At 69.4% G+C, this 26,735-nt stretch carries 26 protein-coding genes; 14 read left to right on the top strand and 12 right to left on the bottom strand.

From position 1 onward, the window contains the following. The first annotated feature begins 73 nt into the window (after positions 1–73). The 8 genes from A3CQ_RS51240 to A3CQ_RS0102980 all read left to right on the top strand — a co-directional run bounded on the left by A3CQ_RS51240 (position 74) and on the right by A3CQ_RS0102980 (position 7,405). Complete coding sequence (locus A3CQ_RS51240; protein WP_020509431.1) at positions 74–1,444, top strand: ABC transporter substrate-binding protein; 1,371 nt, start codon at positions 74–76, stop codon at positions 1,442–1,444. After that, positions 1,441–2,367 carry a carbohydrate ABC transporter permease gene (locus A3CQ_RS0103010; RefSeq protein ID WP_020509430.1) on the top strand — a complete coding sequence of 309 codons (927 nt, stop codon included), beginning with the start codon at positions 1,441–1,443 and terminating at the stop codon, positions 2,365–2,367. Before A3CQ_RS51240 ends, A3CQ_RS0103010 begins: the two co-directional genes overlap by 4 nt. Next, positions 2,367–3,155 carry a carbohydrate ABC transporter permease gene (locus A3CQ_RS0103005; protein WP_020509429.1) on the top strand — a complete coding sequence of 263 codons (789 nt, stop codon included), beginning with the start codon at positions 2,367–2,369 and terminating at the stop codon, positions 3,153–3,155. The genes A3CQ_RS0103010 and A3CQ_RS0103005 overlap by 1 nt, the downstream gene beginning before the upstream one ends. A 17-nt stretch (positions 3,156–3,172) precedes the next feature. After that, positions 3,173–3,532 carry a tautomerase family protein gene (locus tag A3CQ_RS0103000; protein ID WP_020509428.1) on the top strand — a complete coding sequence of 120 codons (360 nt, stop codon included), beginning with the start codon at positions 3,173–3,175 and terminating at the stop codon, positions 3,530–3,532. 10 nt (positions 3,533–3,542) lie between these two features. Further along, a complete protein-coding gene (locus tag A3CQ_RS0102995; protein ID WP_020509427.1) occupies positions 3,543–4,550 on the top strand; it encodes an NAD-dependent epimerase/dehydratase family protein in 1,008 nt (335 codons plus the stop codon). Continuing rightward, a complete protein-coding gene (locus A3CQ_RS0102990; RefSeq protein ID WP_026205230.1) occupies positions 4,547–5,491 on the top strand; it encodes an aldo/keto reductase in 945 nt (314 codons plus the stop codon). The genes A3CQ_RS0102995 and A3CQ_RS0102990 overlap by 4 nt, the downstream gene beginning before the upstream one ends. Then, positions 5,488–6,474 carry a Gfo/Idh/MocA family protein gene (locus tag A3CQ_RS0102985; RefSeq protein ID WP_020509425.1) on the top strand — a complete coding sequence of 329 codons (987 nt, stop codon included), beginning with the start codon at positions 5,488–5,490 and terminating at the stop codon, positions 6,472–6,474. The genes A3CQ_RS0102990 and A3CQ_RS0102985 overlap by 4 nt, the downstream gene beginning before the upstream one ends. 175 nt (positions 6,475–6,649) lie before the next feature. Beyond that, entirely contained in the window at positions 6,650–7,405 is a 756-nt protein-coding gene (locus tag A3CQ_RS0102980; RefSeq protein ID WP_020509424.1) for a phosphotransferase, read from the top strand. Between the two features lie 19 nt (positions 7,406–7,424). On the opposite strand, the gene A3CQ_RS56985 is transcribed toward A3CQ_RS0102980, so the two are convergent. Beyond that, positions 7,425–7,892 carry an allene oxide cyclase barrel-like domain-containing protein gene (locus A3CQ_RS56985; protein WP_020509423.1) on the bottom strand — a complete coding sequence of 156 codons (468 nt, stop codon included), beginning with the start codon at positions 7,890–7,892 and terminating at the stop codon, positions 7,425–7,427. Between the two features lie 110 nt (positions 7,893–8,002). Here A3CQ_RS56985 and A3CQ_RS0102970 point away from each other — a divergent pair, with 110 nt between their 5' ends. After that, positions 8,003–8,782 carry an enoyl-CoA hydratase/isomerase family protein gene (locus A3CQ_RS0102970; RefSeq protein WP_020509422.1) on the top strand — a complete coding sequence of 260 codons (780 nt, stop codon included), beginning with the start codon at positions 8,003–8,005 and terminating at the stop codon, positions 8,780–8,782. A gap of 181 nt (positions 8,783–8,963) precedes the next feature. Continuing rightward, positions 8,964–9,758 carry an alpha/beta fold hydrolase gene (locus A3CQ_RS0102965; RefSeq protein WP_020509421.1) on the top strand — a complete coding sequence of 265 codons (795 nt, stop codon included), beginning with the start codon at positions 8,964–8,966 and terminating at the stop codon, positions 9,756–9,758. Here A3CQ_RS0102965 and A3CQ_RS51230 read toward each other — a convergent pair. From A3CQ_RS51230 to A3CQ_RS0102950, 3 genes are all read right to left on the bottom strand, one after another. Next, positions 9,755–10,222: an ATP dependent DNA ligase gene (locus A3CQ_RS51230; protein WP_245576978.1), complete on the bottom strand. Its 468-nt coding sequence runs from the start codon at positions 10,220–10,222 to the stop codon at positions 9,755–9,757. The genes A3CQ_RS0102965 and A3CQ_RS51230 overlap by 4 nt on opposite strands. 60 nt (positions 10,223–10,282) lie before the next feature. Next, complete coding sequence (locus A3CQ_RS0102955; RefSeq protein WP_020509419.1) at positions 10,283–10,984, bottom strand: CBS domain-containing protein; 702 nt, start codon at positions 10,982–10,984, stop codon at positions 10,283–10,285. 303 nt (positions 10,985–11,287) lie between these two features. Then, positions 11,288–12,532 (bottom strand): PucR family transcriptional regulator, encoded by a 1,245-nt coding sequence (locus A3CQ_RS0102950; RefSeq protein ID WP_026205229.1) that lies wholly within the window; start codon positions 12,530–12,532, stop codon positions 11,288–11,290. A gap of 536 nt (positions 12,533–13,068) precedes the next feature. Between A3CQ_RS0102950 and A3CQ_RS51225 the strand changes: the two genes are divergently transcribed. Then, positions 13,069–13,878, top strand: a complete 810-nt coding sequence (locus A3CQ_RS51225; protein ID WP_084698876.1) for a CBS domain-containing protein — start codon at positions 13,069–13,071, stop codon at positions 13,876–13,878. 718 nt (positions 13,879–14,596) lie between these two features. Here the strand turns inward: A3CQ_RS51225 and aceE are convergent. Beyond that, the gene (aceE, locus tag A3CQ_RS0102930) at positions 14,597–17,341 is read right to left on the bottom strand and encodes a pyruvate dehydrogenase (acetyl-transferring), homodimeric type (protein ID WP_020509414.1); all 2,745 of its coding nucleotides are present in this window, start codon (positions 17,339–17,341) and stop codon (positions 14,597–14,599) included. A 426-nt stretch (positions 17,342–17,767) separates the two neighbouring features. Next, positions 17,768–18,502 (bottom strand): helix-turn-helix transcriptional regulator, encoded by a 735-nt coding sequence (locus A3CQ_RS51220; protein WP_084698875.1) that lies wholly within the window; start codon positions 18,500–18,502, stop codon positions 17,768–17,770. Between the two features lie 77 nt (positions 18,503–18,579). Between A3CQ_RS51220 and fdxA the strand changes: the two genes are divergently transcribed. After that, a complete protein-coding gene (gene fdxA, locus A3CQ_RS0102920; protein WP_020509412.1) occupies positions 18,580–18,918 on the top strand; it encodes a ferredoxin in 339 nt (112 codons plus the stop codon). A 477-nt stretch (positions 18,919–19,395) separates the two neighbouring features. Here fdxA and tal read toward each other — a convergent pair whose 3' ends face one another. Then, positions 19,396–20,502, bottom strand: coding sequence for a transaldolase (gene tal, locus A3CQ_RS0102915; RefSeq protein WP_020509411.1), 1,107 nt, complete (start codon positions 20,500–20,502; stop codon positions 19,396–19,398). 56 nt (positions 20,503–20,558) lie between these two features. Further along, on the bottom strand, positions 20,559–20,999 hold the full coding sequence (locus tag A3CQ_RS0102910; RefSeq protein ID WP_020509410.1) for a DoxX family membrane protein: 441 nt from the start codon (positions 20,997–20,999) through the stop codon (positions 20,559–20,561). Between the two features lie 99 nt (positions 21,000–21,098). On the opposite strand from A3CQ_RS0102910, the gene A3CQ_RS0102905 reads away from it, so the two are divergent. Then, complete coding sequence (locus A3CQ_RS0102905) at positions 21,099–21,773, top strand: helix-turn-helix transcriptional regulator (RefSeq protein WP_020509409.1); 675 nt, start codon at positions 21,099–21,101, stop codon at positions 21,771–21,773. A 230-nt stretch (positions 21,774–22,003) separates the two neighbouring features. Here A3CQ_RS0102905 and A3CQ_RS60450 read toward each other — a convergent pair whose 3' ends face one another. The 4 genes from A3CQ_RS60450 to A3CQ_RS0102885 all read right to left on the bottom strand — a co-directional run bounded on the left by A3CQ_RS60450 (position 22,004) and on the right by A3CQ_RS0102885 (position 24,654). Further along, positions 22,004–22,150: a hypothetical protein gene (locus tag A3CQ_RS60450; protein ID WP_020509408.1), complete on the bottom strand. Its 147-nt coding sequence runs from the start codon at positions 22,148–22,150 to the stop codon at positions 22,004–22,006. After that, on the bottom strand, positions 22,147–22,968 hold the full coding sequence (locus tag A3CQ_RS51215) for a rod shape-determining protein (protein WP_020509407.1): 822 nt from the start codon (positions 22,966–22,968) through the stop codon (positions 22,147–22,149). Before A3CQ_RS51215 ends, A3CQ_RS60450 begins: the two co-directional genes overlap by 4 nt. A gap of 7 nt (positions 22,969–22,975) precedes the next feature. Further along, positions 22,976–23,467, bottom strand: coding sequence for a TraR/DksA family transcriptional regulator (locus A3CQ_RS51210; protein WP_157295215.1), 492 nt, complete (start codon positions 23,465–23,467; stop codon positions 22,976–22,978). A gap of 314 nt (positions 23,468–23,781) precedes the next feature. After that, positions 23,782–24,654: a universal stress protein gene (locus A3CQ_RS0102885; RefSeq protein ID WP_026205228.1), complete on the bottom strand. Its 873-nt coding sequence runs from the start codon at positions 24,652–24,654 to the stop codon at positions 23,782–23,784. Between the two features lie 296 nt (positions 24,655–24,950). Here A3CQ_RS0102885 and A3CQ_RS60015 point away from each other — a divergent pair, with 296 nt between their 5' ends. After that, entirely contained in the window at positions 24,951–25,922 is a 972-nt protein-coding gene (locus tag A3CQ_RS60015; RefSeq protein ID WP_157295213.1) for a DNA-3-methyladenine glycosylase family protein, read from the top strand. The last annotated feature ends 813 nt before the right edge of the window (positions 25,923–26,735 follow it).

Below are 26,735 nucleotides of genomic sequence, written 5' to 3'. Positions count from 1 at the left end.
CGAGCTTAGCCTCGGGCGCATCGGGTTTTCCTCAAAACATTTCCCTTGCTCCATGCAGAGTGGAGAGGACTCCATGCGCTCTCTGTCGTCCCTGAAGTCTCTGTCCGTCCTCGTCGCCGCGACCCTGGCCGTCACCGGCCTGGCCGCCTGCGGAGGCGGTTCCGACAAGTCGTCCGACGCCTCGACCGCGACCTCCGGCACCGTCAACTGGTGGGGCTGGACGCCGACCGACACCGCGACCGCCAATGGGTACATCGCGGAGTTCAACAAGAAGTACCCGGACATCAAGGTCAACTACAAGCTGGTCAACATCTCGGACTGGGTGGCCGCGCTGCGCCCCGCGCTCGCCTCCGGCAAGGGCCCGGACGTCTTCGACATGCAGCCCGGCGCGTACGTCACGCAGTTCAAGTCATTCGCCGAGGACCAGACCCCGCTGGCCGAGCAGGCGCTGGGCGCGGGCTGGAAGGACAAGATCGCCCCGATCGGGATCAGCGGCCTGACCGCCGACGGCAAGCTCACCGCGATGTCGGTCGGCTCGGTCTACGCCGGCATGCTCTGGATCAACGGCGACATCTTCAAGAAGTACAACCTGAAGCCGCCGACGACGCTGAGCGAGTGGCAGCACGTCTGCCAGGTGCTCAAGCAGAACAAGGTCGGCTGCTTCGTGCAGGGCGCCGCCCAGGAGGGCTTCGACCAGGACACCCTCCAGTCGATCGCCAACTCGGTGCAGCCCGGCCTGTGGACCAAGGTCTCGACCGGCGACGCCAAGTGGACCGACCCCGGCATCGTCAAGACGTTCCAGATCTGGAAGCAGCTGTTCGACAGCGGCATCATGCAGGAGGGCGCGGTCGGCTACCAGCAGTACCCGGACGCCAACAACGACTTCCTGACCGGCAAGTACGGCATGGTCATGATGGGCACCTGGTACACCCAGTACGCCACCGGCAAGGCGATGACCGCGGCGCTCTCGGCGGCCGGGGTCAGCGGGGCCAAGCCGTTCCCGATCCTGCCGATCGCCTTCCCCGACGTGGCCGGCGCCGGCAACACCAGCGAGATGTACGGCGACGCCGACTTCGGTCTGGCGATCTCGACCAAGAGCCAGTCCAAGGCGGCGGCCGAGACCTTCGTGAAGTGGATGGCCACCTCGACCGAGGGCCAGCAGGCGATCGCCGACCAGCTCAACGACCTGCCCTCGGTCAAGGGCGTGACGCCGAACTTCGACCAGATCCAGCTCGTCGACGCGGCCTCCCAGAAGGGCCCCGTCCAGGACCTGATCACCAAGGCCGCCTCGATCACCGAGCCGCGGGAGTCGCTGCTCAGCTCGGACGTGCAGAACGGCATCCTGGCCGCGGCCACCTCGGTGGCGACCGGCAAGGCCAGCCCCGAGGACGCCACCAAGACCCTGCAGCAGGCCGCGGAGGCGGCGGGAGTGACCTTTAAATGACCGCGACGACGACCCGGGTCCGCCCGGAGCGTAAGGCGGTGGTCCAGGGCAGCGGCCGGATGAAGAAGCCGCCGGGCCTGCCCTGGATCCTCCCCGCCCTGGTGCTCAGCGTCGGGCTGATCTACTACGGGATCGGTTACACCGGGTACATCTCGACGCTCAACTGGGACGGTCTCAGCCCGGGCGCCGAGCACGTGGGCGCGCACAACTACACCCGGATCTTCCACGACCCGGTCTTCTGGGACGCGGTGCGGCACACGCTGGTGTTCTTCGTCGTCACCTTCGTGATCCAGACGATCCTCGGCCTGGCGTTCGCGGTCATCCTGCACGCGAAACTGCGGCTGGCCGCGATCTACAAGGTGATCGTCTTCGTCCCGGTGGTGCTGGCCCCGGCCATCATGGCCCCGGTCTTCCGGCACATGTTCGCGCCGGACGGCGAGCTCAACGCGGTGCTGCGGCACGTGGGGCTGGGCGGTCTCGCCCAGCCCTGGATCGGGCAGACCAGCACCGCGCTGCCCGTGATCATGTTCATCACGATCTGGGAGTGGACCGGCGTCACGTTCGTCCTCTACTACGCGGCGATGACGCAGGTCGACCCGTCGGTGCTCGAGGCGGCCCGGATGGACGGCGCCGGCAACATGCGCACCCTGGTCAGTATCATCTGGCCGGACCTGCGCGGCACCACGGTCGCGCTGGCCATGCTCGGCGCGATCGGGGCGCTCAAGACCTTCGACGTGCCGTACCTGGTGACGATCGGCGGACCGAACTACGCCACCGAGTTCCTCGGCACCTACATCTACCGGATGACGATCCCGCTGAGTCACGTCGGGTACGGCGCGGCGCTCTCGATCATCCTGCTGGTGGTCGCCCTGATCATGGCGCTGGCGCTGCAGTTCGCCGGCCGGGAGCGGAAGGGCCGCTGATGTTCGAGATCCGTACCCGGTGGGGAAAGACGCTGCTCCAGGTGGTCGCCACCCTGCTGATCATCCCGTACCTGTTCCCGCTGGTCGTGATGGTCAAGGGCGCCTTCGCCGGGGAGGGCGTGCACAACTTCGCCGCGGTCCTGCGGGTGCCGGGCTTCGGCCGCTTCTTCGTCAACAGCATCATCGTGTCGGCGGCGGTCATCGTCCTGGTCTACGTCGTCACGATGATGGCCGCGTTCGGCTTCGCCAAGCTGCACATCCGGTTCCGGGAGGTCTACTTCTGGCTGCTGCTGGCCTGCCTGACGCTGCCCGAGGTGGTGCTGCTGGCACCGCTGTTCGCCACCGACACCCGGCTCGGCCTGTACGACACGTACTGGGCGGTGATTCTGCCGCTGGCCGCACTGCAGGTGCCGTTCGCGGTGCTGCTGACCCGCAACTTCATCAACAGCCTGCCGGACGAGCTGTTCGAGGCGGCCCGCGTGGACGGCGCCAACTCGTACCGCGGCTTCGTCCACCTGGTCATCCCGCTGACCCGGCCGATCGCCGCCGCGGTGCTCATCTTCACCCTGGTCGCGTCCTGGAACGACTACCTGTTCCCGCTGGTCTTCCTGCAGTCGCCCGAGCTGCAGACGATCACGCTGGTTCCGCAGTTCTTCGTCGGCGAGTTCAGCAACGACCAGACCAAGATCCTCGCGTCGGCGGTGATCACGGCGATCCCCGAGATCGTCGCGTACCTCAGCCTCCAGCGCCTCTTCGAGCGCGGCCTCTCGGCCGGCGCCATCAAGTAACGAGAAAGGTGGCCATAGTGCCCCTCATCCAGGTCCACCTTGCCCGGGAAACCTTCGACGCCCACCACGAGAAGATCGGCCACGCGATCCACGACGCGCAGATCGCGGCCCTGGGCATCCCGGCCGACGACCGGTTCCAGATCTTCCAGCCGCACGACGACGGCGAGCTCAAGTTCGATCCCGGCTACAACGACGTCGACCGGCAGAACCTGCTCGTCATCCGGGTCACGGCGGTCCACATGTACGACGTGGCGACCAAGCGGCGCTTCTTCCAGGCCGTGGTCGACCGGCTCGTACCGCTGGGCATCCGGCCCGAGGACGTGCTGATCAGCCTGACCGAGAACGGCTTCGAAGACTGGTACGCCGGAAAGCTCTGAGGGGAAACCGATGCTCCACTTCGACTCAGCCCCGCTCCGGGTGCTCTACCTCGGCGGCACGGGCACCATCAGCACCTCGTGCGTGGGCCTCTCGGTCGCGTCCGGGCAGCACACCACCGTACTCAATCGGGGAAAGAGGGAAACGCCGAGCGGGACCGAGGCACTGGTCGCCGATGTCGCAGACGAGGCGTCGCTGACCTCCGCCCTGGGGGACCGGACCTTCGACGCGGTCGTCAACTTCGTCTCCTACGACGCCGACGACGCGCGTCGCAAGGCGGCGTTCTTCGCGTCCCGGACCAGGCAGTACGTGCACATCAGCTCGGCCTCGATCTACTCGAAGCCGGTCTGGCAGACGCCGATCACCGAGTCGACGCCGGTCGGGCCGAACCCGCCGCTGCCCTACGCCACCGCGAAATGGGAGGCCGAGCAGGCCCTGCGCGACCTGCCGGTCACCATCGTGCGGCCGTCGCACACCTACGACGACCGGAACCCGCCCCTGCCCGGCGGCTGGGCCACGGTCGAGCGGATCGCGCGGGGCGAGGAGATTCCGGTGCACGGCGACGGCACCTCGCTGTGGACGCTCACCCACGCCGAGGACTTCGCTCAGGGCCTGGTCGGGCTGCTCGGCAACCCGCGGGCGGTCGGCGAGACCTTCAACATCACCGGGTCCGACATCTACACCTGGGATCAGATCTACACGATCGTCGCGGAGGCGCTCGGCGTCGAGGCCCGGCTCGTGCACGTCGCCTCGGAGATGTTCCCGCTGATCGCGCCGGAGTGGTTCTGGTCGGGCGATGCGGTCGGCGACATCGGGCACAGCGCGGTCTTCGACACCACCAAGATCCGCACGTTCGTGCCGGGCTTCGCGCCGAAGCTCACGTTCCACCGCGCCGCCGCCCGGATGATGGCCCATCGCCCGGCGAAGATCGCCGACAACGACGAGACTGACGCCGTGCTCGACCGGATCGTCGCGGCCTACCACGCCGCGCGGGATGTGTTCACCAAGGCGGCCGCATGAGAAATCTGGGACGCACGGGCCTGCGGGTGTCGCCGATCTGCGTCGGCACCAGCCCGCTGGCCAGCATGCCTTTCCTGTACGGCTACGCGGTGACCGAGGAACAGGCCATCGCGACCGTCGACGCGGTGTTCGACAGTGACGAGATCAACTTCATCGACACTTCCAACGGGTACGGCGAGGACGGCTCGGCCGAGAAGCGGATCGGACTCGCTCTACGGGCCCGCGGCGGTGTGCCGGCCGGTCTCGTCCTCGCCACGAAGGTCGATCCGGACCCGCGTACCGGCGACTTCTCCGGCAAGCGGGTGCGGGCGTCGGTCGAGGAGAGCCTGGAACGGCTCGGCCTCGACCGGATCCCGGTGCTGCACCTGCACGACCCCGAGCGGATCAGCTTCGACGCGGCGACCGAGCCCGGCGGCCCGGTGGACGCGCTCGCCGAGCTCAAGCGGGAGGGGATCGCCGAGCATCTCGGGGTGGCCGGCGGCCCGGTCGGCCTGATGCAGCGGTACCTCGACACCGGCGTCTTCGAGGTGGTCCTCACCCACAACCGCTACACGCTGCTCGACCGGTCGGCGGCCGGCCTTTTCCAGGCCGCGCACGAGCGCGGCATCGGGGTGCTCAACGCCGCGCCGTACGGCGGCGGCATGCTGGTCAAAGGACCGGAAAAGCAGCAGCGGTACGCCTACGGGCAGCGCGACGACCGGATAGCGGCGGCCGCGATCGCGATGCGGGAGGCCGCCGCCCGCGCCGGGGTCCCGCTGGCCGCGGCGGCCTTACAATTCTCGCTGCGCGCGCCGTTCGTCGACTCGACCGTCGTCGGTGTCTCCTCGCCGTCCCGGGTGGCCGAGACGCTCGAGCTGGCCGCGACGCCGATCCCGGACGAGCTCTGGGCCGAGCTGGACGCGCTGGCGCCTTTGGAGGAGCTGTGGCTGGACCCGCGATGACCACGACGATCGGGCTCCTCGGCGGCGCCGGCATCGCCCGCGCCGCGGTGCTGCTCCCGGTGCTCCGCCGCGACGATGTGGTGGTCGCGGCGGTCGCGTCCCGTTCCGCCGCCAAGGCGTACGCCGCGGAGAACAACATCGAGCGGGCGTACGACTCGTACGACGAGCTGCTGGCCGACCCCGGCGTCGACCTGGTCTACAACGCGCTGCCCCCGTCGATGCACGCGGACTGGACGGTCGCCGCGCTGCGGGCCGGCAAGGACGTGCTCTGCGAGAAGCCGTTCACGATGAACGCGGCCCAGGCCCGCCGGGTCATCGCGGCGGCCGCCTCGTCCGGGCGGCGCGTGATCGAGGCGTTCCACGACCACTACCACCCGCTGAGCGCCTTCATCCGCCGCACGGTCGCCGACGGCGTCCTCGGCCGCATCCACCGCGCCGAGGCCGTGTTCGACGGCTCCAACCCGTACGTCCGCGGCACCCTGCGGCACGAGCCGGAACTGGGCGGCGGCGCCCTGATGGACCTCGGCTGCTACCCGGTGCACTGGCTGCGGTCCATCTTCCCGGGCACGCCGACGGTCACCTCGGCCTCGGCGACGACGAACCCGTCCGGCGCCGACCTGTCGATGCGGGCCGAGCTGGTCTTCCCCTTCTCCGGCGGGGTGCAAGCCACGGTCGAGGCCTCGATGGTCGAGGGAGTGTCGCTGAAGTCGGCGCTGACCCTGACCGGCGAGCGCGGCACCCTGCTGGTCGACAACATCGTCTTCCCGTCGGCCGGCCACAGCATCACGCTCGAGCTCGACGGCGTGCCCCGGGTGTCCACGGTGGCCGGCCGCACGACCTACGACCACCAGCTGGAGGCCGTGCTCGACGCGCTGCGCACCGGGTCGCCGCTGCCGACCGAGGGCGACGACTCGATCGCCACCATGACCGTCATCGACGCCATCTACGAGGCGGCCGGCTTCGACCGCTCCGCCTGGGAGTAGCCCTCCCGCCGACGCCATTCCACCGTGCGCGGGCCGATCTGCCGTTCCTGCACGGTCAGCTCGTCCCCCGCGCCGCCGGCCGGCGGGACGGTGCGTTCGCGTACCGTCCCGCCGGTGGCCGACCGGGGCGATAAAGCGGGGGCCGCCGCGCGGGCTTTCCGCGATACTGGCCCGCGTGGACGAGGTCAAGGTGGTGGTCGCTCACTCCGAGCGGGTGACGCTGCGCGTCGGCGACGTCTTCCTCAAGGTCGACGGCGACCCGGCGCGCCTGGACGCCGAGGCCGAGGCGATGGCCGCGGCGCCCGTCCCGACGGCCCCGATCCTGTGGCGCCAACCGTCGGTGATCGCGTTCGGCGCCCTCCCCGGCCGGGCCCTCGGCCGCCTCGGCGAGCCGTCGCCCGCCTCGCCCGCGGCCTGGGCCGCCGCCGGTGCCGCCGTCCGCACCCTGCACGACGCGCCACTGCCCAAGCGGCCCGGCCGCCGCGCCGACTCGCTGGTCCGGGCCGAGTTGGAATCCGAGTGCGAGCTGCTCGTCGCGAAGGGTCTGCTCCCGGCCGACCTGGTCGCCCGAAACCGCGCGGTCGCCGAGGCCGCTTTCCGGCCGTTCACCCCGGTGTTCGCCCACGGCGACCTGCAGCTCAGCCACGTCTTCACCGACGGTGATCGGGTCACGGGCGTGCTCGACTGGTCCGAGGCCGGCCACGGCGACCCGATGTTCGACCTCGCCACGCTGACGCTGGGCCACGAGGAACGCCTCGCCGACCTCCTCGCCGGCTACGGGCCCGCCGCCGACCTCGCCGCCATCCGCGCCTGGTGGTCCTTGCGCAGTCTCCTCAACGTCCGCTGGCTCGCCGAACACGGCTTCGACCCGTTCGCGCCGGGCTGCGAGGTCGACGTCCTCAGATCCCGCATGCACTCACCCGCGTCCTGATCCGCCGCGCCCCGTGCCGTCACGAGATGAGGCTGAAGGTCAGGCTCCCGGTTCCGTCGCCGTTCTCCACGAGGACGGCATCGCCGCGGGCCTTGCGGTAAGCCCCGGTGCCGCCGGTCACCGCGAAGTGCTTCACCGGTGGCGGCGCGTTCAGGAACTGGGTGGTCAGCTGGCCGCCGGGCAGCGCGAACGTCGCCGTGCACTGCGCCTCCGGCCCGCCGTCGGGATCGGTGATGGTGCAGGCGACGCCGTCGTGCCCGACCTGACGGCCGGCGGCGTCGAAGAGCAGGTCGTGGGAGATGATCTGGTCTCCCATGCTAGGGCCGGGTGTGCCGAGGTCGAGGAAGAAGAACGGGCTGAACTGCACCCGGAACTGCAGCGTCGCCCGCGAGGAGTCGGTGGCGGCGGCCGGCGTGGACCCGGCGGCGGCAACCATCAGCCCCACGGTGGTGGACACGGCAAAAGCGATCAAGACCGGACGTTTCATGGCGCCTCCTTGACGGTCTGATCCTCCGCTTCGGACATTGGTCACACCATTGGCTGTTCATCCCGATACGGTTTCGTGGACCGGGTCGTCGTCGCTCGCGGAGGTCTGCGGTGGGTTCGGAAACCGGCACCGATCTGGCGGTCACCGTCGCGGACGGGGTGGCGCTGCTCGAGATGCGCCGCCCGCCGGCCAACCACGTCGATGAGGCACTGCTGGCACGGATCGTCGAGGCCGCCTCGGCGCTGGACGACGATCCCGCCTGCCGGGTGATGATCCTGGCGTCGGCGGGCAAGCATTTCTGCGCCGGGGCCGATCTCGGCGAGGGTGAGTTCGTCAAGGACCGGGCGGCCGCCGCGCAGGGGCTGTATCGGCACGCATTGAAGCTGTTCGAGGTGCGGACCCCGGTGATCGCGGCGGTGCAGGGGAGCGCCGTGGGCGGCGGCCTCGGGCTGGCGTGCGCCGCCGACTTCCGGGTGGCGGAGGCGTCGACCCGGTTCATGGCCAACTTCGCGCGGCTCGGGTTTCACCAGGGGTTCGGGCTCAGCGTCACGCTGCCCGAGCTGGTGGGGCGGCAGGCCGCGGCCGACATGCTGCTCACCGCGCGGCGGGTCGGTGGCGAGGAGGCCGTGCGCCTCGGGCTCGCCGACCGGCTCGCGGAGCCGGGCCGGGTCCGGGAGACCGCGCGCGAGCTGGCCGGCCAGATCGCGGCGTCGGCGCCGCTGGCGGTGCGGTCGATCCGGGCCACGCTGCGGGGTGACCTGGCGGCACGGGTGCGGCGGGCGCTCGACCACGAGCTGGCCGAACAGCGCGCGCTGTGGGCGACCCGGGACAGCGCCGAGGGCATCGAGGCGAGTCTCCAGCGCCGCTCCCCGGTGTTCCGGGGCGAGTAGGCCGTAGCGTTCATTTCTCCGCCAACGCAACGATCGTTGCGTTGAATTCACGACGGTTGCAACAATCTGACGACGTTGAGCTGCATAAACGCGATAAGTGCGCAACGACGGTGTTGCAGGATCCTCGAACGCAACGTAGCGTTTCCGATATCAGAAACAGCGAACGCGCGAGGAGAGCACGATGAGCACCGATGCGACCTGGACCGGCATGGTGCCGGTCGACGACACCGCCCTGGCCACCACCGACACCGGCGGCTCCGGCATCCCGGTCGTCTACCTCAACGGCCAGTTCGCCACCCAGGGGTACTGGCGGCGGGTCGTCGCCGACCTGGGGACGGGCTTCCGGCACATCACCTACGACGAGCGGGCCCGGGGCCGCAAGTCCGGCCGCTCGGCCGACTACTCCTTCGAGGCCGCCCTCCGCGACGTCGACGCCGTTCTCGCGGCGCGGGGCGTCGACCGGGCGCTGCTGGTGGGCTGGTCCTACGGGGCCTTCCTCGGCGCGCACTGGGCCAGCCGGAACCCGGACCGCACGATCGGCGCGGTCCTGGTCGACGGCGCCGAGCCGTACGACTGGCTGGACGACGCCATGGAGCAGCGGATCCGCAAGCTGTTCCGGCGGATGGGCTGGTTCACCCCGCTGCTGCGCCCGACCGGCCTGACCCCGCGGATGAGCGCCGCCCAGCAGGCCGAGTGCAACATCGAGCTCGGCAAGATCTCCCGCGAGAGCGCGCTGGGTCCGGTGCTCGACCGCATCGTCGTCCCGACCCGGTACGTGCTCGCCTCGGGCACCTCTCTCGGCAGCCGCGGCGACGAGCAGGAGAAGATCCGCGCGAGCCTCGACGCGGTGCTCGCGCGCAACCCGAACATCAAGCTCAGCGCGAAGGTCCCCAGCAACCACGGCGCGATCCTGAAGAAGGACTACCACGCCATCGCCGACGCCGTGCGCGAGGTCGCCGCGCTGACCCGGGCCTAACCCGTGGCCTCCTCCGGGCGGCGATCGGGGCGCAGGCCACGCCAGGAGGAGTGCCGGAGCCGGCCGTCGTCGGTGAAGCTCCGGTACTCCACCTCGCCGACCACCGACGGCTCGACCCAGATGGCGCCGCGGGCGTCGTGACGGGGGACGTCGCCGGCCGCCGGCTCCGCCGTTATCAGCGGCGTCAGCTGAGCCTGCAGCGCGTGCAGGGCGGCGTCGGTGAAGCCGGTGCCGACACCGCCGGCGAACGACAGCCTCCCCGATCGGTACAGCCCCACCAGCAGCGCGCCGATCGTTCCGGCCCGGCGGCCCTCACCCTCCTTGAAACCCAGGATCACCACTTCTTGCGTACGGATGAACGGGGCCTTGATCCAATCCAGTGACCGACGACCGGGGGAGTAGGGGGAGTCCAGCCGCTTGGCGATGACGCCCTCGAGCCCCCTCCGGCGGGACTCGGCCACCACCGAGTCGGGCGTGTCCTGGACGAACGACGGCGTCAGCTGGAGGCCGTCGTCTGGCCGTTGTCAGGGGTTGAACGGTTCGGCGCTGAACGGGTGCGTGCGGTGGGCCCGCGATCGGGCCAGGGCGGTGTCGTCGAAGGTGTCACGGATGTGGTTGACGACGGCGGTGACCCCCGGCACGCGTGCGGCCAGTCGTGCGGCGATGGCGGCGGTTGTTCGCCGGCCGACGGCGCCGGTGAGGGTGACTGTTCCGGCGTCGACGTGGACTTGGACTTGGCTGGTGTCGATCCACAGGACGCGCCGTAAGACGTGGTCGATCACGTCTTGCCGGATATCCGAGTCAGGCCGTGTGTAGGGGCGTAGCAGATCGGCGCGGGACACGATGCCGCGCAGTTGACCGGAGCTGTCGGTGACGAGAAGCCGATTGACGTTCTTGGCCTGCATCTTCTTCGCGGCTGCGGACAGCGACGCATCCACGCCGATACTCAACGCGGGCGTACTCATCAGGTCACGGGCCGAGGCGGCGGCAGCTTTGACCGCAGTACGCCAGCGGGCTCCCCGGGCGCCGGTCACTCCGGCGGCCGCGGCCTTGGGCAGCAGGTCGGCCTCCGACACGACACCCACCACTCGGTCGTCGTCGCCGACGATCGGAACAGCGCTGACCCGGTGGGTGGACATGATGCCGACAAGTTCCCCGACGGGTGTGTGCTCCAGGGTCGTAATCACTGGGGTGGTCATCACGTCGCTGACCTTCCACTCCTGCACGGTCGCGCACCTCCTCTTTCCGTCATCTCGAACCACCCGCAAAGGCGTGGGATAGGCGACGAATGCTTTGACTCCAGCGTGTCGTGAAAGGCAGAAGCCGGCCAGGGTTCGCGGCGGCAAGTGTTCGCGCCCTCTGGTTGCCGACAGTCGGCAACCAGACAGAGGGCGTTGGCAGCACCAGCTCAAGGTGAGGGCATATCGCGCGGGAGGCCGGCTCGCCGGCAACTCCGCGCCCGAGGGCACGGCTGGTCAGAACGTGTGGTGCCGGCCGGCCGGGTGCCCGTGTCCGTCGACACCCTGAGGTCAGACAGGATTGGGCAGGGGTTCCTGCGGCCAGTTGAGGACCTTGGCGCCGAGCACCGCCGCCTGCAGGGTGAAGCGGTGGGCGGGGTCGGCCGGGTCGTAGCCGGTCAACGTCTTGACCCGGGCCAGGCGGTAGGTGACGGTACGGACCGACATGTGCAGCCGCTTGGCCGACTCGGTGGCCACCGCACCGGTGGCGAAGTAGGCGTGCAAGGTGTCGAGCAGCGGGCCGGCGCCGCCGCGGGCCTGGGTGAGTGGGCTGAGGACGGCCTGGACCAGGTCGACGATGGCGGGTTGGTCGCGCAGTAGGACTCGGTAGATGAGTATGTCGTGGGCGTTGATGACGGGGGTGTCCGCTTTGAGCCGGCCGGCCATGGTGAGCGCCTCGCGAGCCTCCTCGTAGGAGCGAGCGATGCCGTACAGGCCGGGGTGAGCCCGGCCGACGGCAACCCGCCATGGCTTTCCACGGGGCAGCCGGCTCAGCTCGCGGTACATGAGCTGGCCAAGTTCGTTTCTCGCGTCCAGCGTGGAGGGCAGCCGGCCGGCTGCTCCGGCGTCGGCCGGCGCCAGCACGACGAGCAGGCCGTCCTTGGTCGCGACGAGGACGTCGCGGTCGCCGAGCCGGTCGAACACGACCGCTTCCAGGGCGCTGATCGCCGCGTCGGCGTCCGGTAGCCGCCGGCTCGGTGCGGCCAACGCCACCTGGTGGACGCGGGCGAGGTCGAGCCCGAACGGTTCGGCGCGTTCCACGAGGGTGCCGAGGTCGGAGTCGCCGCGGAGCAGGTCGTCGATCAGCTCACGGCGCAGGGTCTCCTCCCGGCGGACCAGGTCGCGGCGGGCCACCGCGTAGCCCTCGGCAAGCGTCGCGACCGCGTCGTCGACGACCTGCAGGACGGCGCCGGCGGCAGCGCGGACCGCTTCCCGGTCGCGGGACCGCACCACCATCGGCAGGTCCTGCCACAGCCGGCGCGCAGCGGACAGGTACAGCTGCACGACTCGTCCCGCGGAGATCCCCTGCTCGGCGGCGCGCCGGCCAAGCAGACCGACCGCGTCCAGCTCACCACGCTTGGCTCGGCGTCCCTTGATCGCCGCGTCGGCCAGCAGCGGCAGGTAGTCGCCGAGCAACTCCACCGGAACGCCGCCGGCGTCGCGGCTGGCTCCTTCGGCGACCTCTACCAGCCACACATCCTCCGGGCCGGGCGTGGCAGGCCGGCGCCCACCTCGCTGGCGCATGCTGTCGGTCATCCCCGCCTCGCCTTCCCGAACCGCCAATGCCAGGGCACCTCCCAGCCGTGCCTGGCCGAGACAACCACAGTCTCACCGGCGCGGCTTCCGTTCGGCCGGGGCGCGCGTACGACCTGGCGGTGCCAGGATCTACATCGGCCATTGTTGCCGACAGTCGGCAGTTTAAACCCGCTGTGTCTGTGCACCGTAGCTCTGCCGCACTCAGGTCAGCGAGGCGACGATAGAGCTGGAACCCGGGGTCGCTGCGCCCGCTAGCCGGCGCGGGCGCACGCTCACATAGGCGCGGACAGGCCAGGCAAGTTCGTCGGCCGTCCACGCCGGCGATCGTGAAATGTCATGTTCGCGAGCGGACGTGAAGGTGCGGCCGTGCATGTGGGTACCGGTGACCACCACGCACGACGGAGCTCACGCAGACAGCAGCTCGTCAACCCGCCACACCGACGACACCATTCCCGTCCCACGAACGATCGTCACCACCGAACCGGGTTCGCCGCCGTGCGGATCCGCAAGATCGGTGGCCACAAGAAAGGGGCACCATGACGCAGTGGCAAGTACGTGATGTGATGACCACGGACGTGATCACCGCACCCGACGACGCGTCGGTCGCGGAAATCGTCGCAGTGCTCACCGACCGGCAGATCACCGCCGTGCCGATCGTCGACAGGTTCGATGTGGTGCTGGGCGTGGTCTCCTGGACCGACCTTCGGGACAAGATCGACATTCGTCTGCCGGACGGCGAGCCGCATGTCGGTTGGCGGCGCCGGTGGGCGCCGTCGCTGGCGCAATGGCCGGAGGGCACAGCGGTTGAGGTGATGAGCGGACCGGCGCTGACCATCGGCGCCGACGCGTCGCTGTCGGCTGCCGCCCGGATGATGTATCGCAGCGAGGTCGGCCGGCTGCTCGTCGTCGACGGCGACAACCGGCTGCGTGGCATCGTCACCCGATCGGACCTGTTGAAGGTCCACGCCCGGCTCGACTCCGTCATCCGTGACGACGTGATCCACCGGGTCCTGCACCGCACGCTGATGATCCCGCCGGGAGATGTCCAGGCCACCGTCGACGACGGTGTCGTCAGCCTCACGGGGCGCACTGCCCGCAAGATGACCGCAGTCGCCGCCGCCCAGCTGACCGAGGCGGTTCCCGGCGTCGTCGGTGTCGTCGACCAGCTCACCTTTGCCGTCGACGACACTGCTGCAGCCGCGCCCGCCCGTAAAGCGGCCGAACGGGACCCACTGCTCGGCTGGTGGATCGGACGCACTCCCGCTTGGTCGGGCGCCCTGGTCCCCGCAGACCGGACCGGCACCCACGACGAGCGGACCGTGGCCCGAGCGGCGGCATTGCAATGATCACGCCGCCCGCGGGACGGTCCCCGGCGTCGATGTCATCGCGGCCGGAGGGTGAACGCCATTCCGCGATCGTGGACTCGCGCGGCCGAGCACCCGATGTGCCGTGGCCGCCGAAGGTCGACGACGACCTCGGTGGGTTCGTCGGCGACATTGTTGACGAGTGGGGCCGGCAATCATTTCCGGCCAGCGACCCGCCGGGCAACTGGTAGTCACGTCACCGCCGCCGCAGGTACCGACGGAGCTCGCAGGCCCAACCTGGCAATGCCCGGATTGACGCGATGCTCGAGCCGGGACATCGCCTCCCCAACCTGGTGAGGCTGTGGGACCAGCCCAGCGACGGTCTGGCATTGTCCCTTGGACCGGATAGTCCCGACCACGTGCGGGTTCCGTTGCGGTTGCCCGAACTTGGTCACCATCGGCGACAGGTTCGCGGTTCGGCCGCTGCTGCAGCTCTCTTGAGCGCCGGCGGACATTTCTACGTCCTGACGCTCAGCCAGGACGAGATCCGGCTATTCCATGGCACCCAGGCCGGGCTCGACCAGGTCCAACTCGACGGGCTCCCACTGGCGGTGTGGCTCACCATGCCGCGCCGCCCGCCACAGGTGCATGCCTTCCTCGCCGACCGTGGCGGCACCGCAGCGGACGATTCGGCTCTGTCGCCGCGACCCTGCGTGCCGGCGTCGGGCGTACGCCATCATCGGACTCGTCCGGTCCCTCTCTACTCGGCGGAGCCTTCGGCGCCGTCCGGGGCGGCCGCGTCGATCTCGTTCAGCCGGTACAACGCGATCGCCTTGTGTGGCGCGGACTCGTCGATCTCTGCGGCGTCGGCCAGTTGAGAGAGCACCCGCAGCACGATGGAGGGTGCGTCGACACGGAAGTGGCGGCGCAGCGCTCGGCGGGTGTCGGAGTGCCCGAACCCGTCGGTGCCCAATGAGGACCACTGGCCGGGCACGAAGGGTGCGATCTGGTCGGGGACGGCCCGCATCCAGTCGGACACGGCGGTGACCGGGCCCGGCGTGGACGCCAGGCGGCGGGTGACGTACGGGGTTCTGCGTGGCTGACCGGGATGGGTGAGGTTCCAGGCATCGGCGGCGAGGGCCTCGCGGCGCAGTTCGGTCCAGGAGGTCACCGACCAGACGTCGGCGGCTACGCCCCAGTCGTCGCGCAGCAGCTGTTGTGCCTGCAACGCCCACTGCATGGCGATGCCGGAGGCCAGGATCTGTGCTCGCGGCCCGTCGAGGTCGTCGGCGGGGCGGTAGCGGTGCATGCCGGCAAGGATGCCGTCGACGTCCACGTCGGCCGGCTGGGCGGGCTGGGTGATTGGTTCGTTGTAGAGGGTGAGGTAGTAGAAGACGTTGGGATCCTCACCGTCGCGGGGCTCGCCGTACATGCGGCGCAGGCCGTCGCCGGTGATGTGGCTGAGCTCGAAGGCGAACGCGGCGTCGTAGGCGACGCAGGCGGGATTGGTGGAGGCCAGCATCATCGAGTGGCCGTCTTGGTGTTGCAGGCCTTCGCCGTTGAGGGTGGTCCGGCCGGCGGTGGCGCCGAGCAGGAAGCCCCGGGTCATCTGATCGGCGGCCGCCCACAGGCCGTCGCCGGTGCGCTGGAACCCGAACATGGAGTAGAAGATGTAGACCGGGATCATCGGTTTGCCGTGGGTGGCGTAGGAGGTACCGGCCGCAGTCCAGGACGCCACGGCGCCGGCTTCGGTGATGCCCTCGTGCAGCAGGACACCCGTGGTGTCTTCCTGGTAGCTGAGCATGAGTTCCCGGTCGACGGACAGGTAGTGCTGCCCGTGCGGTGAGTAGATCTTCTTGGACCGGAACAGGGCGTCCAGGCCGAAGGTGCGGGCTTCGTCCGGGATGATCGGCACGAACCGGTGACCGATGTGCGGGTCTTTCATCAGGTCTTTGAGCAGCCGTACGAACGCCATTGTGGTGGCGACCTGTTGCCGACCTGAACCGCGGGCGGCGACCGCGTACGCCTCGGTGGGCGGTAGCGCAAGCGGCCGGCTTTGCACGCTCCGAGCCGGTAGGTAGCCACCCAGGGCGCTGCGTCGCTCGTGCAGGTATTCCAGCTCCGGGGACCGGTCGGGCAGCCGGTGGTAGGGCGGCAGGGTCTCGTCGAGCGCCGCGTCGGGAATGTCGAGGTGCAGCCGGTCCCGGAAGCCCTTGAGGTCGTCGAGGGTGAGTTTCTTCATCTGGTGGGTGGCGTTACGGCCCTCGAAATGCGACCCGAGCGTCCACCCTTTGATCGTCTTGGCGAGGATCACGGTCGGCTGGCCGGTGTGCGTAACGGCGGCCTGGTACGCCGCGTACAGCTTGCGATAGTCGTGGCCGCCCCGGGTGAGCCCCCAGATCTGCTCGTCGGACAGGTGCGCGACCAGGGCTGCGGTGCGCGGATCACGGCCGAAGAAGTGTTCCCGCACGAACGCCCCGGATTCGGCCTTGTAGGTCTGGTAGTCGCCGTCCGGGGTGACGTTCATCAGGTTGACCAGCGCGCCGTCGGTGTCGGCGGCCAGCAGCGGGTCCCACTGCCGGCCCCAGATCACCTTGATGACGTTCCACCCGGCGCCGCGGAAGAACGACTCCAGCTCCTGGATGATCTTGCCGTTGCCGCGGACCGGCCCGTCGAGGCGCTGCAGGTTGCAGTTGACGACGAAGGTGAGGTTGTCCAGTTCCTCGCGGGCGGCTACCCCGAGCGCGCCGAGCGCTTCGACCTCGTCCATCTCACCGTCGCCGAGGAACGCCCAGACGTGCTGGCCGCTGGTGTCCTTGAGACCGCGGTGGTGCAGGTAGCGGTTGAACCGAGCCTGGTAGATCGCATTGATTGCGCCGAGGCCCATCGAGACGGTCGGGAACTGCCAGAAGGTCGGCATCAGTCGCGGGTGCGGGTAGGACGGCAGCCCGCCAGGATGCGACAGTTCCTGCCGGAAACCGTCGAGCTGCTGCTCGGTCAACCGGCCCTCCAGGAAGGCCCGCGCGTAGATGCCCGGGGAGGCGTGGCCCTGGAAGAAGATCTGGTCGCCGCCGCCGGCCGCGCGGCCGTGGAAGAAGTGGTTGAACCCGACCTCGTACAGCGACGCGGCCGAGGCGTAGGTCGAGATGTGTCCGCCGACCTCGATCCCGGGGCGCTGCGCGCGGTGCACCATGATCGCGGCGTTCCACCTGATGTGGGCGCGGATGCGCCGTTCGATGTCTTCGTCGCCGGGGAACGGCGGCTCCAGAGCGGGCGGGATGGTGTTGAGGTAGTCGGTGCTGTGCAGACCGGGCACGCCGACGTGCTGTTCACGGGCCCGTTGCAGCAAGTCGAGCATCAGGTATCGCGCGCGATTCGTTCCGGCGTGTTCCACGACCGCGTCGAGCGACTCCCGCCATTCCTGAGTCTCGGCGGGGTCCAGGTCGTACAGCTGGCTGGGCAGCCCGTCGCTGATCAACGGCTGCCGGTGGATTTCTGCGGTCATGGCGTAACGCCTTTCTCACCGCGTTGAGGTGACATTGTGGCGATGGCTTGATCGGATAACGCCCCGCGGTCGGCGACCCAGGGGAGCCGCAGACGGTTCGTTGACCGATGGACTGGCATCGGGTAGCGAGCTCATGGCATCAGCCGCAGCGCGAGCAGGATCCCGAAGGCGGGCAGGAGCAGGACTTTGGCGCATTCGGCGGCGATGTAGGCGAGATGAAGGTGCGATCGCGGCCAGCGTCAGGGTGGCGGCGAGAGCGAGCTCCGCGGCGTTGAGCACGCGGAAGACCAGTCGGCCGATGCCCAGCCCGAGCGGCACGGTGATGCCTGGCGCGGAACTTCAACGGTGTCTCCACGAAGGAGATCGCAAGGACCATGCCCAGCCAGAGGAACGGGACACCGAGTGGCACGATCGCGAGCGGGGCGGTCACGGCTGTGCCTCGACGCCCGGTGGCGGCAGGATCCGCCGTGCTGGGATCGGCGCCGTCGCGGGGGCGATCTGGGCAAGGCACAGATGCGGCTCGACGAACGGCTTCAGGCTGACCGCCGCGGGTGGGGCATCGATGTCGGCCAGAGTCCGCCGAAGCAGACCCAGATGCACCGAGCAGACCACATCCGAGTGCGCGGCGGCGACGGCGCGAAACGGGCAGGAATGCAGCCGGATCTCGAGGCTGTCGCCGTCGCGAACGAGATCAGGGTCGAAGCCCAACTCGGCGAACACCGCGTTCACGTGCACCGCCGCTTCGGCCAGCGTCGCCGCGGTTGCCGCCGGCCGGGATTCCGGTGGCCCAGCCCAATCCCAGCCGGCCCGTTCGGCCCGCCGCGCCCGTTCGTCGCCATCCCCGGCCCAATGTGCGGCGAGGATCTCGGAGAGCAACTCGTAGCCGGACGACCCGCCGGCGCCGTGGCCGGCCGGCAGGTAGAGCCGGCGCGGCCGCCCTCGTGTGCCGGACCGGCCGGCCTGGCTGATCACCAGGCCGGCGTCGGTGAGCACATCCAGGTGGAACCGGACCGTCGTGATGTGCAACCCGCACGCGGCGGCGAGCTCACGCACGTCCAACGGCCGCTCGCTGGCGCGCAGCGCATCCAGTAGCCGTAGTCGGCTCGCGACGGCCAGTGCCCCATGCGTTTGGCTGCGCTCCCCTGCTCGATCCTCGTTCATGCCCCCAGCCTAATAGAAATGATGCTGATAGTCTAAAATCCGGTGAACAAACACCCGCCGTGGAAGGAGGGGCCGACATGACGTACGTGATCGCTGAGCCATGCATCGACGTCGTCGACCGGGCCTGCGTCGAGGAATGCCCGGTCGACTGCATCTACGAAGGAGACCGGGCGCTGTACATCCAGCCCGACGAGTGCGTGGACTGCGGCGCCTGCGAGCCGGTCTGCCCGGTCGAGGCGATCTACTACGAGGATGACCTTCCCGCCCAGTGGTCGGTGTTCACCGACGACAACGCCCGGTTCTTCGCCGAGCCGCTGCCCGGCGCGGTGACAGCCTTGGACTCCCCGGGTGGGGCAGCCAAGCTCGGCCGGGTGGGGGTGGACACTCCGCTCGTCGCCCGGCACCCGGCCCCATGACCGCAGCCTCATCGAAGGGAACGTGCACGGGTCGTGCGGCATCACAGCGGCCGACAGCCTCTATCGCGAGGCTTCGTAAACCAAGGAACTAACCGGCGGCCGTCGAAGGTTTCGCCATCCGGCGGGACCGCCAGGTCAGCCGTCATGTCGTGTGTGTCATTCATCGGCGTAGCCCGTTCCTGGCGATACGAACGCACGTAGAGCGATGCTCCGCGGTCGGCGGCCGGGTCAGCAGTCGATCAGCGCGATGTGCATAGGCCGGTGCCTTAACCTCAGGTAGTCCTCTTCCTCGCCGTACACGGACCAGCCGAGCCGTTGGTTACATGTGGCGGTGCCGAGAATCAGCCATGTGCGGAATGCGGGCCCAGCACGAGGGAAGGTCGAGGCAGGTCAGGCCGGCCGCTGGGCAGCGATCATCACCGCGGTCAGGCGCCCGTGGCGAGCAGCCCGAACAACGCCCATCCGGCCCAGTCCATCTCAGCGGCGGCTGAGCTGGTCGGCCTTGGCCGCAAGCGCGGCGAGTACCTGCTGATGTGAGGTGTGGAAGGCGGCGACGCCCCCGTCTTCCAAGGTCTGCCCGACGTCGTCCAGGTCGACGCCGGCCCGGGCGAGCCGGCGCATCACTTCGGCGGCTTCGTCCACTGCGGTGTCGATGGTGCGGGCCGGCGTGCCGTGGTCGTTGAACGCGGCGATGGTGGCCTCGGGCAGGGTGTTGACCGTGTCGGGCCCGATGAGCTCGTCGACGTAGCGGGTGTCGGGGTAGGCCGGATTCTTGGTGGAGGTGGAGGCCCACAGCGGCCGTTGCGGGTGTGCCCCGTGCGCGGCCAGGCGCTGCCACCGCTCGTCCGCGAAACGTTCCCGGAACAGCCGGTAGGCGAGCTTGGCCTGGGCGATCGCCGCTTGTCCGCGCAGCGTCAGCGCGTCCTCGGTGCCGGTCGTCTCCAGGCGGCGGTCGACCTCAGTGTCGACCCTGCTGACGAAGAACGAGGCGACGCTGTGCACGCGCGAAGGATCGCCGCCGCGCTCGGCGAAGGCTTCGAGACCGGACAGGTACGCCTCGATGACCTGCTCGTAGCGGGCGAGGGAGAAGATCAGCGTGATGTTGATGCTGTGACCTTCGGCGGTCATCGCCTGAATCGCGGGGATGCCCTCGGCGGTCGCCGGGATCTTCACGAACAGGTTGGGCGCGGCGATCCGCTCGTGCAGCGCGCGGGCGGCCACCAGCGTGGCCTGGGTGTCGCGGGCCAACTCGGCGGCGACCTCGACGGAGACGAATCCATCGGTGCCGCCGCTGCCGTCGAAGACCGGGCGCAGCACGGCCAGCGCCGCGGTGGTGTCGTCGACGACCAGCTGCCAGTACGCATCCTCGAGCGGCACCCCGGCCGCGGTCAGCGCCGCGAACTGTCCGTCGTAGTCGGTCGAGCCGAGGACGGCCTTGGCGAAGATGGTCGGGTTGGCGGTCACCCCGCGGATACCGTTGGCGACCATCTGCTTCAGGGTGCCGTCGCGCAGATAGCCGCGGGTGAGGTTGTCGAGCCAAGGGCTCTGGCCGTACTCGGCGTAGAGACGCTGCAGGGCGGTCATCGGCCTGCCTTTCAGCTGGAAGGGTCGTGAAGGGTGCCGGTCGAACCCGCGGTGCGCTACCGGCGGGGCTCGGCCGGGTCTGCCGTCCGTCCGGCCAGCCGCCACAGCGCGAGAGCAGCGACGAGCAGGCCGAAGTCGCGCAGTGCGACGTCGTAGTAGTCGCCCAGGATCAGCAGGTTGATGATGATCCCGGCCAGCCAGGCGGACACCACGAGGGCGCCGTACCTCGGCCGGACCGCCACGAGGAGCCCGGCCGCGATCTCGATCACGCCGACGACGTACATCGCCTGCTGCGCCGTGCCCGGGACGAGCCGATCGACGAACGGTGCCAGGTAGCCCGGCCAGTCGGTCAACAGATTGAAGAACTTGTCCAGGCCGAACGCGATCGGCGCCACCGTGAAGACGGTGCGTAGCAGCAGCAGCGCCTGCTGAGCCGGATCCCCGACTCGGCGGGTCAGCCGGGAGATCGTTGCCGAACCCGGTGCGTTGACGCTCATCACATGTGCTCCGATCTTCTAAAAACAGGTTTCCCGTACGTTAGAAAGCTAGGCCCCTGTCTCTTCTAAAGTCAAGGTTTTCGTGTTTTACACTTGGTCATGGCCATTCGCTCGTTACCCGACCGCGTCGCCGCTCTGGCCGCCCTCGACGATCCGGTCCGGCGCACCGTGTTCGACTTCGTCGCCCGCTCCACAACGGCGGTGAGCCGCGACGCGGCGGCGGACGCCCTCGGCCTGAGCCGGCGGGTCGCCGCCTACCATCTCGACCACCTTGCCGACCAGGGGCTGCTCGCCGTCGAGTACCGCCGGCCGCCGGGGCGGAGCGGTCCCGGGGCCGGTCGTCCGGCGAAGCTGTATCGGCGGGTCGAGGATGAGGTCGCGGTGTCGGTGCCCGAACGGCACTACGACCTGGTCGGTGGGTTGCTCGCCGCGGCCGTGGCCGAGTCGATCGATACCGGCGGCCAAGTGCAGGAGGTGCTGCACCGGGTCGCTTATGACGTCGGCAAGGCCACTGGCAAGGCCACCGGCAGCCTGCTCGCGGCGCTGGAGGAAGCCGGGTACGAGCCACGGCAGCAGGATCATGACAGTGGCGCTGTCGTGCTGGGCAACTGCCCGTTCCACCGGCTCGCCCGGCAGTACACGGCATTGGTCTGCGGGGTGAACCTGCAGTTGTTGCGCGGCGTCGCTGACGGTGCCGGTGACTCCTCCTGTCTCACTGAGCTCGACCCTGGCCCGGGCCGCTGCTGCGTACGGCTGCGCCCGGCTGCACAGTGACGTGGCGGCGCGGCGTTGACAAGGGGACACAGAACCGGGCGTACGGCCGGTTCCGTAGCCGCGCGACGGGAATGTTCATTCCCCATGCTCCACAGACGCCCGTACGTGCCCTGCTCCACGCGGCGCAGGGCCTGTGTGTCCGCGACACCTTGCCGGGCCAGGGCAACCGATGCGTCGACGGTGGCTCTGTCATGGCCCGTGACCCGGGGCGGCTGACCGCAGTTCATGAGCTAGGTGAGCCAGATGGTGAGGGTTCGACGTTGCTCCTCGAGCATGCCGCGCAGCAGTTCCCGGGGACGGTTCGCCGCGGTGATCGCGGGCCTGTTCTCGTTCACCGCCGGCTGGTAGGCGCGGGCGTCGCCGCGCCGGCAGGTCATCGGATCGCAGGGTGGCGGGCTGCCGCCATCGCGGCGAGGCCGGCACCGTTGAGCGCGGCGGTCCATGGCGCGGCCGCCGACCGCACCAGGACGCGCAGGTCCGTCGCGATCTGCGACATCAGGCTGGGCGTCATGGCGCCGTCGCCCACCACCATGAGGCCGCGGGTCAACGCGGCGGGGACCAAGGCCGGCGCGGCAGGGTCGCGGCGCAGCTCGCCGACCATCCGGGTGGTGGCCTGGGCAAGCACTTCGGTGGGGGTACCGCGCTTGAGGTCACGGGTGCCGAGGTCCGTGCGCCGCGCCGCCGCCACCCGACCGTCCTGCAGGACCGCCACCTCGCTGAGTTCGGCACCGATGTCAGCGATGAGCAGTCCACCCGTCGCGGCCCCGGCCCCGATGGCCGCCGCGCGTACGGTGTCGATGAAAAGCACCCGCGACGGGGCGAACACCGCTGTCGCGACCCGGCGCAGCGCGTACTGCTCCGCCATGGTCGCGAGCACGGGCCGGCAGACGACCACGACCGGGTCGGCCGGGATCGGATCGCGGTGCTGGCGGGTCAGCTGCGTCAGCACGCCGACGCAGCCGGATCCGTCGGCGACACGTCCCCGGCGCACCGCCGCATGGGTTCCGGCGGTCTCGCTACTCGGGCAACTCACGCCGCCGCGGCCGGCCACCCACAGATGGGTTTGGCTGCTGCCGAGGATGACGGCTATCGCAGTGGGCGAGGTCTCGGCGGTCGCCTGGGTATCGACGGGCGGCTCGGCCGCCGGTCGGATGGAGGGGTGCTGACCGGATGCCACCGCGGTGGATACGAACATGCCGACCTCATTTCTGCGGGCTCGAAAGGACGGTCACGCCGCGCGGCGGCGTACGAGAGACTTCGGCCGGTTGCCCCTGGCAGGCGGCACACCAGCGGGCGGTGGGTGAAGCCTGCAGACGATCAGCGGTGATCCTCTGGCCGCATTGCTGGCACCTGCCGTAGGTGCCGCGGGCCATGCGACCCAGCGCGGCTTGGATGTCGTCGATGGCATGCCTCGCCGCGGCGAGCCGAGTCCGGGCCAACTCTTGCGACCCGGCGGCATCCAGCAGTTCGGTCGACGGGGTGGCCAAGGAGTCTGCGAACGCCTGATGCAGCTGATGGACCGTCAGGTCCCAGGTGAGGGCCACCGCATCGCGTTGCATATCAGCGAGCATCGGTGGCGCCAGGTCCGACCGTCTGGCCCGGATCGGCGTGGCCCGGATCGGCGTGGTCGGGTGGACCGGGCGGGCGAACGTGGCATCGACGGTGGGGCTGGAAGGGGCCGCTTGCGTCGTCATCATTGCCTCCTCACGTGCGGGAACGCGGTAGGTCAAGCGTGCGTGGGTGACTGCGGAACGACAGCGGCCGTCGCGGGCAGAACAGCCGGCGTTGGCCTTCCGGCGCCCGGCAACCAAAGGGATCGGTGCCGGAATGACCCGGTGCGAGCCGACCGTGCAGCGGCGCGGCCACACCGGCGCCAACAATCAGGAAAATGCGCTGTGGTGTCGCCAGGGCGGCTGGTGTGATCCGAGGACTGACCTCTGCGGAATCGTCCGAGAGCCGGTGGACAGCCGACCGGGCTGGATCGACACATCGGCAGCGCGGCAAGACGTCAAACCATGTCGGGGGCCGCGGGGACCACCATCACCGGGCACGGGGCGTGCTCGATCACGTTCCGCGACGTCGAGCCCATCACCAGCCCACGGAATCCTCCGAGTCCCCGCGAGCCGACGATCAGTAGCCCGGCAGAGTTGCGGCGAGCGAAGGTGATCAACGCGGAGGCGACGGAATCGCCCGAAACGAGCTCGGTGCGATATTTGACATCCGGATATCGCGCCCCGACGCCGAGCGCGCCTGCCGCAGGATCGCCGACCGTGGCCCAGAACCCGGGGTCGCCCGCCGCGATCGCGCCCGCAGTGCTGCGGCGAGCCGGCTGATGATGCGCGAGGATCAGCTCGACGTCGCGCAGTTGCGCTTGCGCGAAGGCGATCTCTGCTGCCCTGTTCGCCCCGGGTGAACCATCGGTGCCGAGCACGACCGGCGCGCCATCGGGTGGGGTGTCGCCGCGTACGACCACGACCGGGCAACGAGCGTGCGCTGAGGTCTGGGCGGCCACCGAGCCCACCAGGAGTCCCGCGAACCCGCCCAGGCCGCGATGCCCGACCACAAGCAGCTGAGCATCGCGTGAAACGTCGACCAGTACCCCGCCGGGCGAACCGTCGATCAGGTCGGTGGTCACCGGCAGGGAAGGGTGATCGGCGCGGACCTCCTGTGCGGACTGCGCCAGCAGGTCCAGCATCGCCAATCGGGGACCTTTGCCGTGCTGATCGTACGGGGCGTAGAAGGGCGGAAGGATCACCGGCCAACCGAAAGCGTGCACGATGCGCAGGCCGCAGCCGCGCCGCAGCGCCTCCCGCGCGCCGTAAAGAACTGCGGATCGTGCCGTAGCCGAACCGTCGAAGCCGACAATCACGGGCCTGCTCATCGAAAGACCTCCGTCGTCGCGTCGGTGCTGAGCGATCGTCCGCGCGGCAGGTAGTAGGTCACGAGTCTCACGTCGCCGTAGTCGGCAGCGAGCCTGCGCGACCGGCCGGTATCGCCTCCCGCGGCAGGAAGCCCGACTGTCGGCGGCTGGTTCGCCGTCGCTGCCCGCGGCGAGGCCGGTCGTTGCCGATAGGAACGCATGATTTCCCTTTCTGAAGGTGTTTCGGAGGCGATCAGGTCCGGTCTCCGTTGGTCGCGCCGGCGTGGTGTCGCCACACGCTTGCGCGAGCGGCGTTCGTGGGTCATCCGCGGCGATGCTCGACCGGCGCGGACGGCGACGGCGGCGTCGTTTGCGGGAACCGGCCCGTCGGCGAGATCCAGTACGGCAGCCGGCGTGAGCTCACCCACGCCCAGTTCCGCCGACGCCGCCCGCGGTCATGGGGCGGCCAGCGCGCGTCCCCCTGCTGTTTTTTCGCCGCGCCGCGCTTTCCTCAACGATGGGCACGTCTGCGCCGTGCCGACAGGGGCGGCGGCGGACACGTTGGCAGCCCGGAATTGCCGGTCACAGGCAACGGCCACACCATCGCGACCCGCTACGGCGAGCGGTTCCGGCACGCCGCAGCGCTTATCGGCGATCACCAGAAACGGTACGCCTCTGCCCGCCACGACAGTATTCGAGATTCGATATGGCTCGTGCCACAATGGTTTTGCCTACGCTTCATCCCTTTCGGCTGGACCTCACGGTCTGGGCGTTGCGGCGACGACACCGAAACACTGTCGACCAGTGGGATAACGGCCCGGTTGTCGCAACGATTCGGACCATCCTTTGTTGATCAAGGTGTCGAGCTGCACGCGTTCGCTGCAGCGCCCGATCTGGCCGGCGTCCCCGAGGATTCGATCCGGGAGCTCGGGTTCAGCCGCCAGAAGACGCGAGCGGTACTGCAACTCGCCGCTCATGTCGTCGACCGGAGTGTGGATCTGGTGCGGCTGGAGGGGTTGGACAACGACCAGGCTGTCGTCGAGCTGTCCCGCATTCATGGCATCGGTCGCTGGTCTGCGGAATACGTACTGCTGCGAGGGCTGGGGAGACTGGACACCTTTCCGGGCGACGACGTCGGGGCGCAGAACAACCTGCAACGATTGTTTCACCTTGCCGGCAAACCGGACTACGACCGTATTCGGCAGTTGAGCTCGCCGTGGCATCCCTACGAAGGCGTCGTCTATTTTCACCTACTGCTGGACAAGCTGCGTGCGAACGGCGCTCTATGACTTGCCGAAGCCCGGCAAGGCCCGACTTCGTTCATCGCCGTCGTCGGCCCTTTCCCGCAGATCGTGTAAGGGGTGATAGTTGGAGGTACAAGCGTTGCACGCTAAAGGGCATCGGAGGCAAAGCTCCGCGTCAAGGAGGCTGATAGCCATGCTGAGAAACAAGAACGGGCGGAAGCCGGGTCGGTTCTCACGCTGGCTGCACCGGACATTCGACGACTGGTCCTTCAGGTATTTGCTCGGGCCCGCCCAAGTCGACAAGCCAGTCGACGGCACCGCGCCAGCTACGCGCGAGCGATGGGAGCACGATCTGGAACATCGTAAGGACTACACTCGGGAGCAACGCAAACGCAAGCGAGCTGCCCACGACCGTTCGAGCGGAAACTGAGGGGTTCGCCCAACGGAAGCGGAACCTGATGACCGCCGTATCCGACTCTGCGTTACCGCAATAGGAACGGGTCGCGCATATTCCTCCGCACGGTTATCCCCATGTATCTCGACGACCGCGAGGATCCGGCGCGGCCCCAGCCCAACGAGGGACGGGCTCTTCAGCACCGGCGCCATCGGCCAGAAGTGCGCGCCGACGATTATGCCGTAGCGCCGCATGGCGCGGTTCGCTGAGCGCCGAACCACCTGACCAGTTCCGCCAGGCGTACACCGCACCGACCACGGCGACGATCAGACTCAGCACAGCGCCGACGATCAGCGGTGGCCGCCACCCCGGCCGGGGGTTTTTCCTGCGCCCACCCGGCCTTGTGCGAAGTGCGAAGCGGGGCTGCCTGATGACCTCGGTACGCGATCACCTGAAACGGCGTC

The sequence above is a fragment of the Paractinoplanes globisporus DSM 43857 genome (assembly GCF_000379645.1).
Taxonomy (GTDB): Bacteria; Actinomycetota; Actinomycetes; order Mycobacteriales; family Micromonosporaceae; genus Actinoplanes; species Actinoplanes globisporus.
The sequence above is the reverse complement of the archived record's forward strand: the minus strand, read 5'-3'. Positions and strand labels throughout refer to the sequence as shown.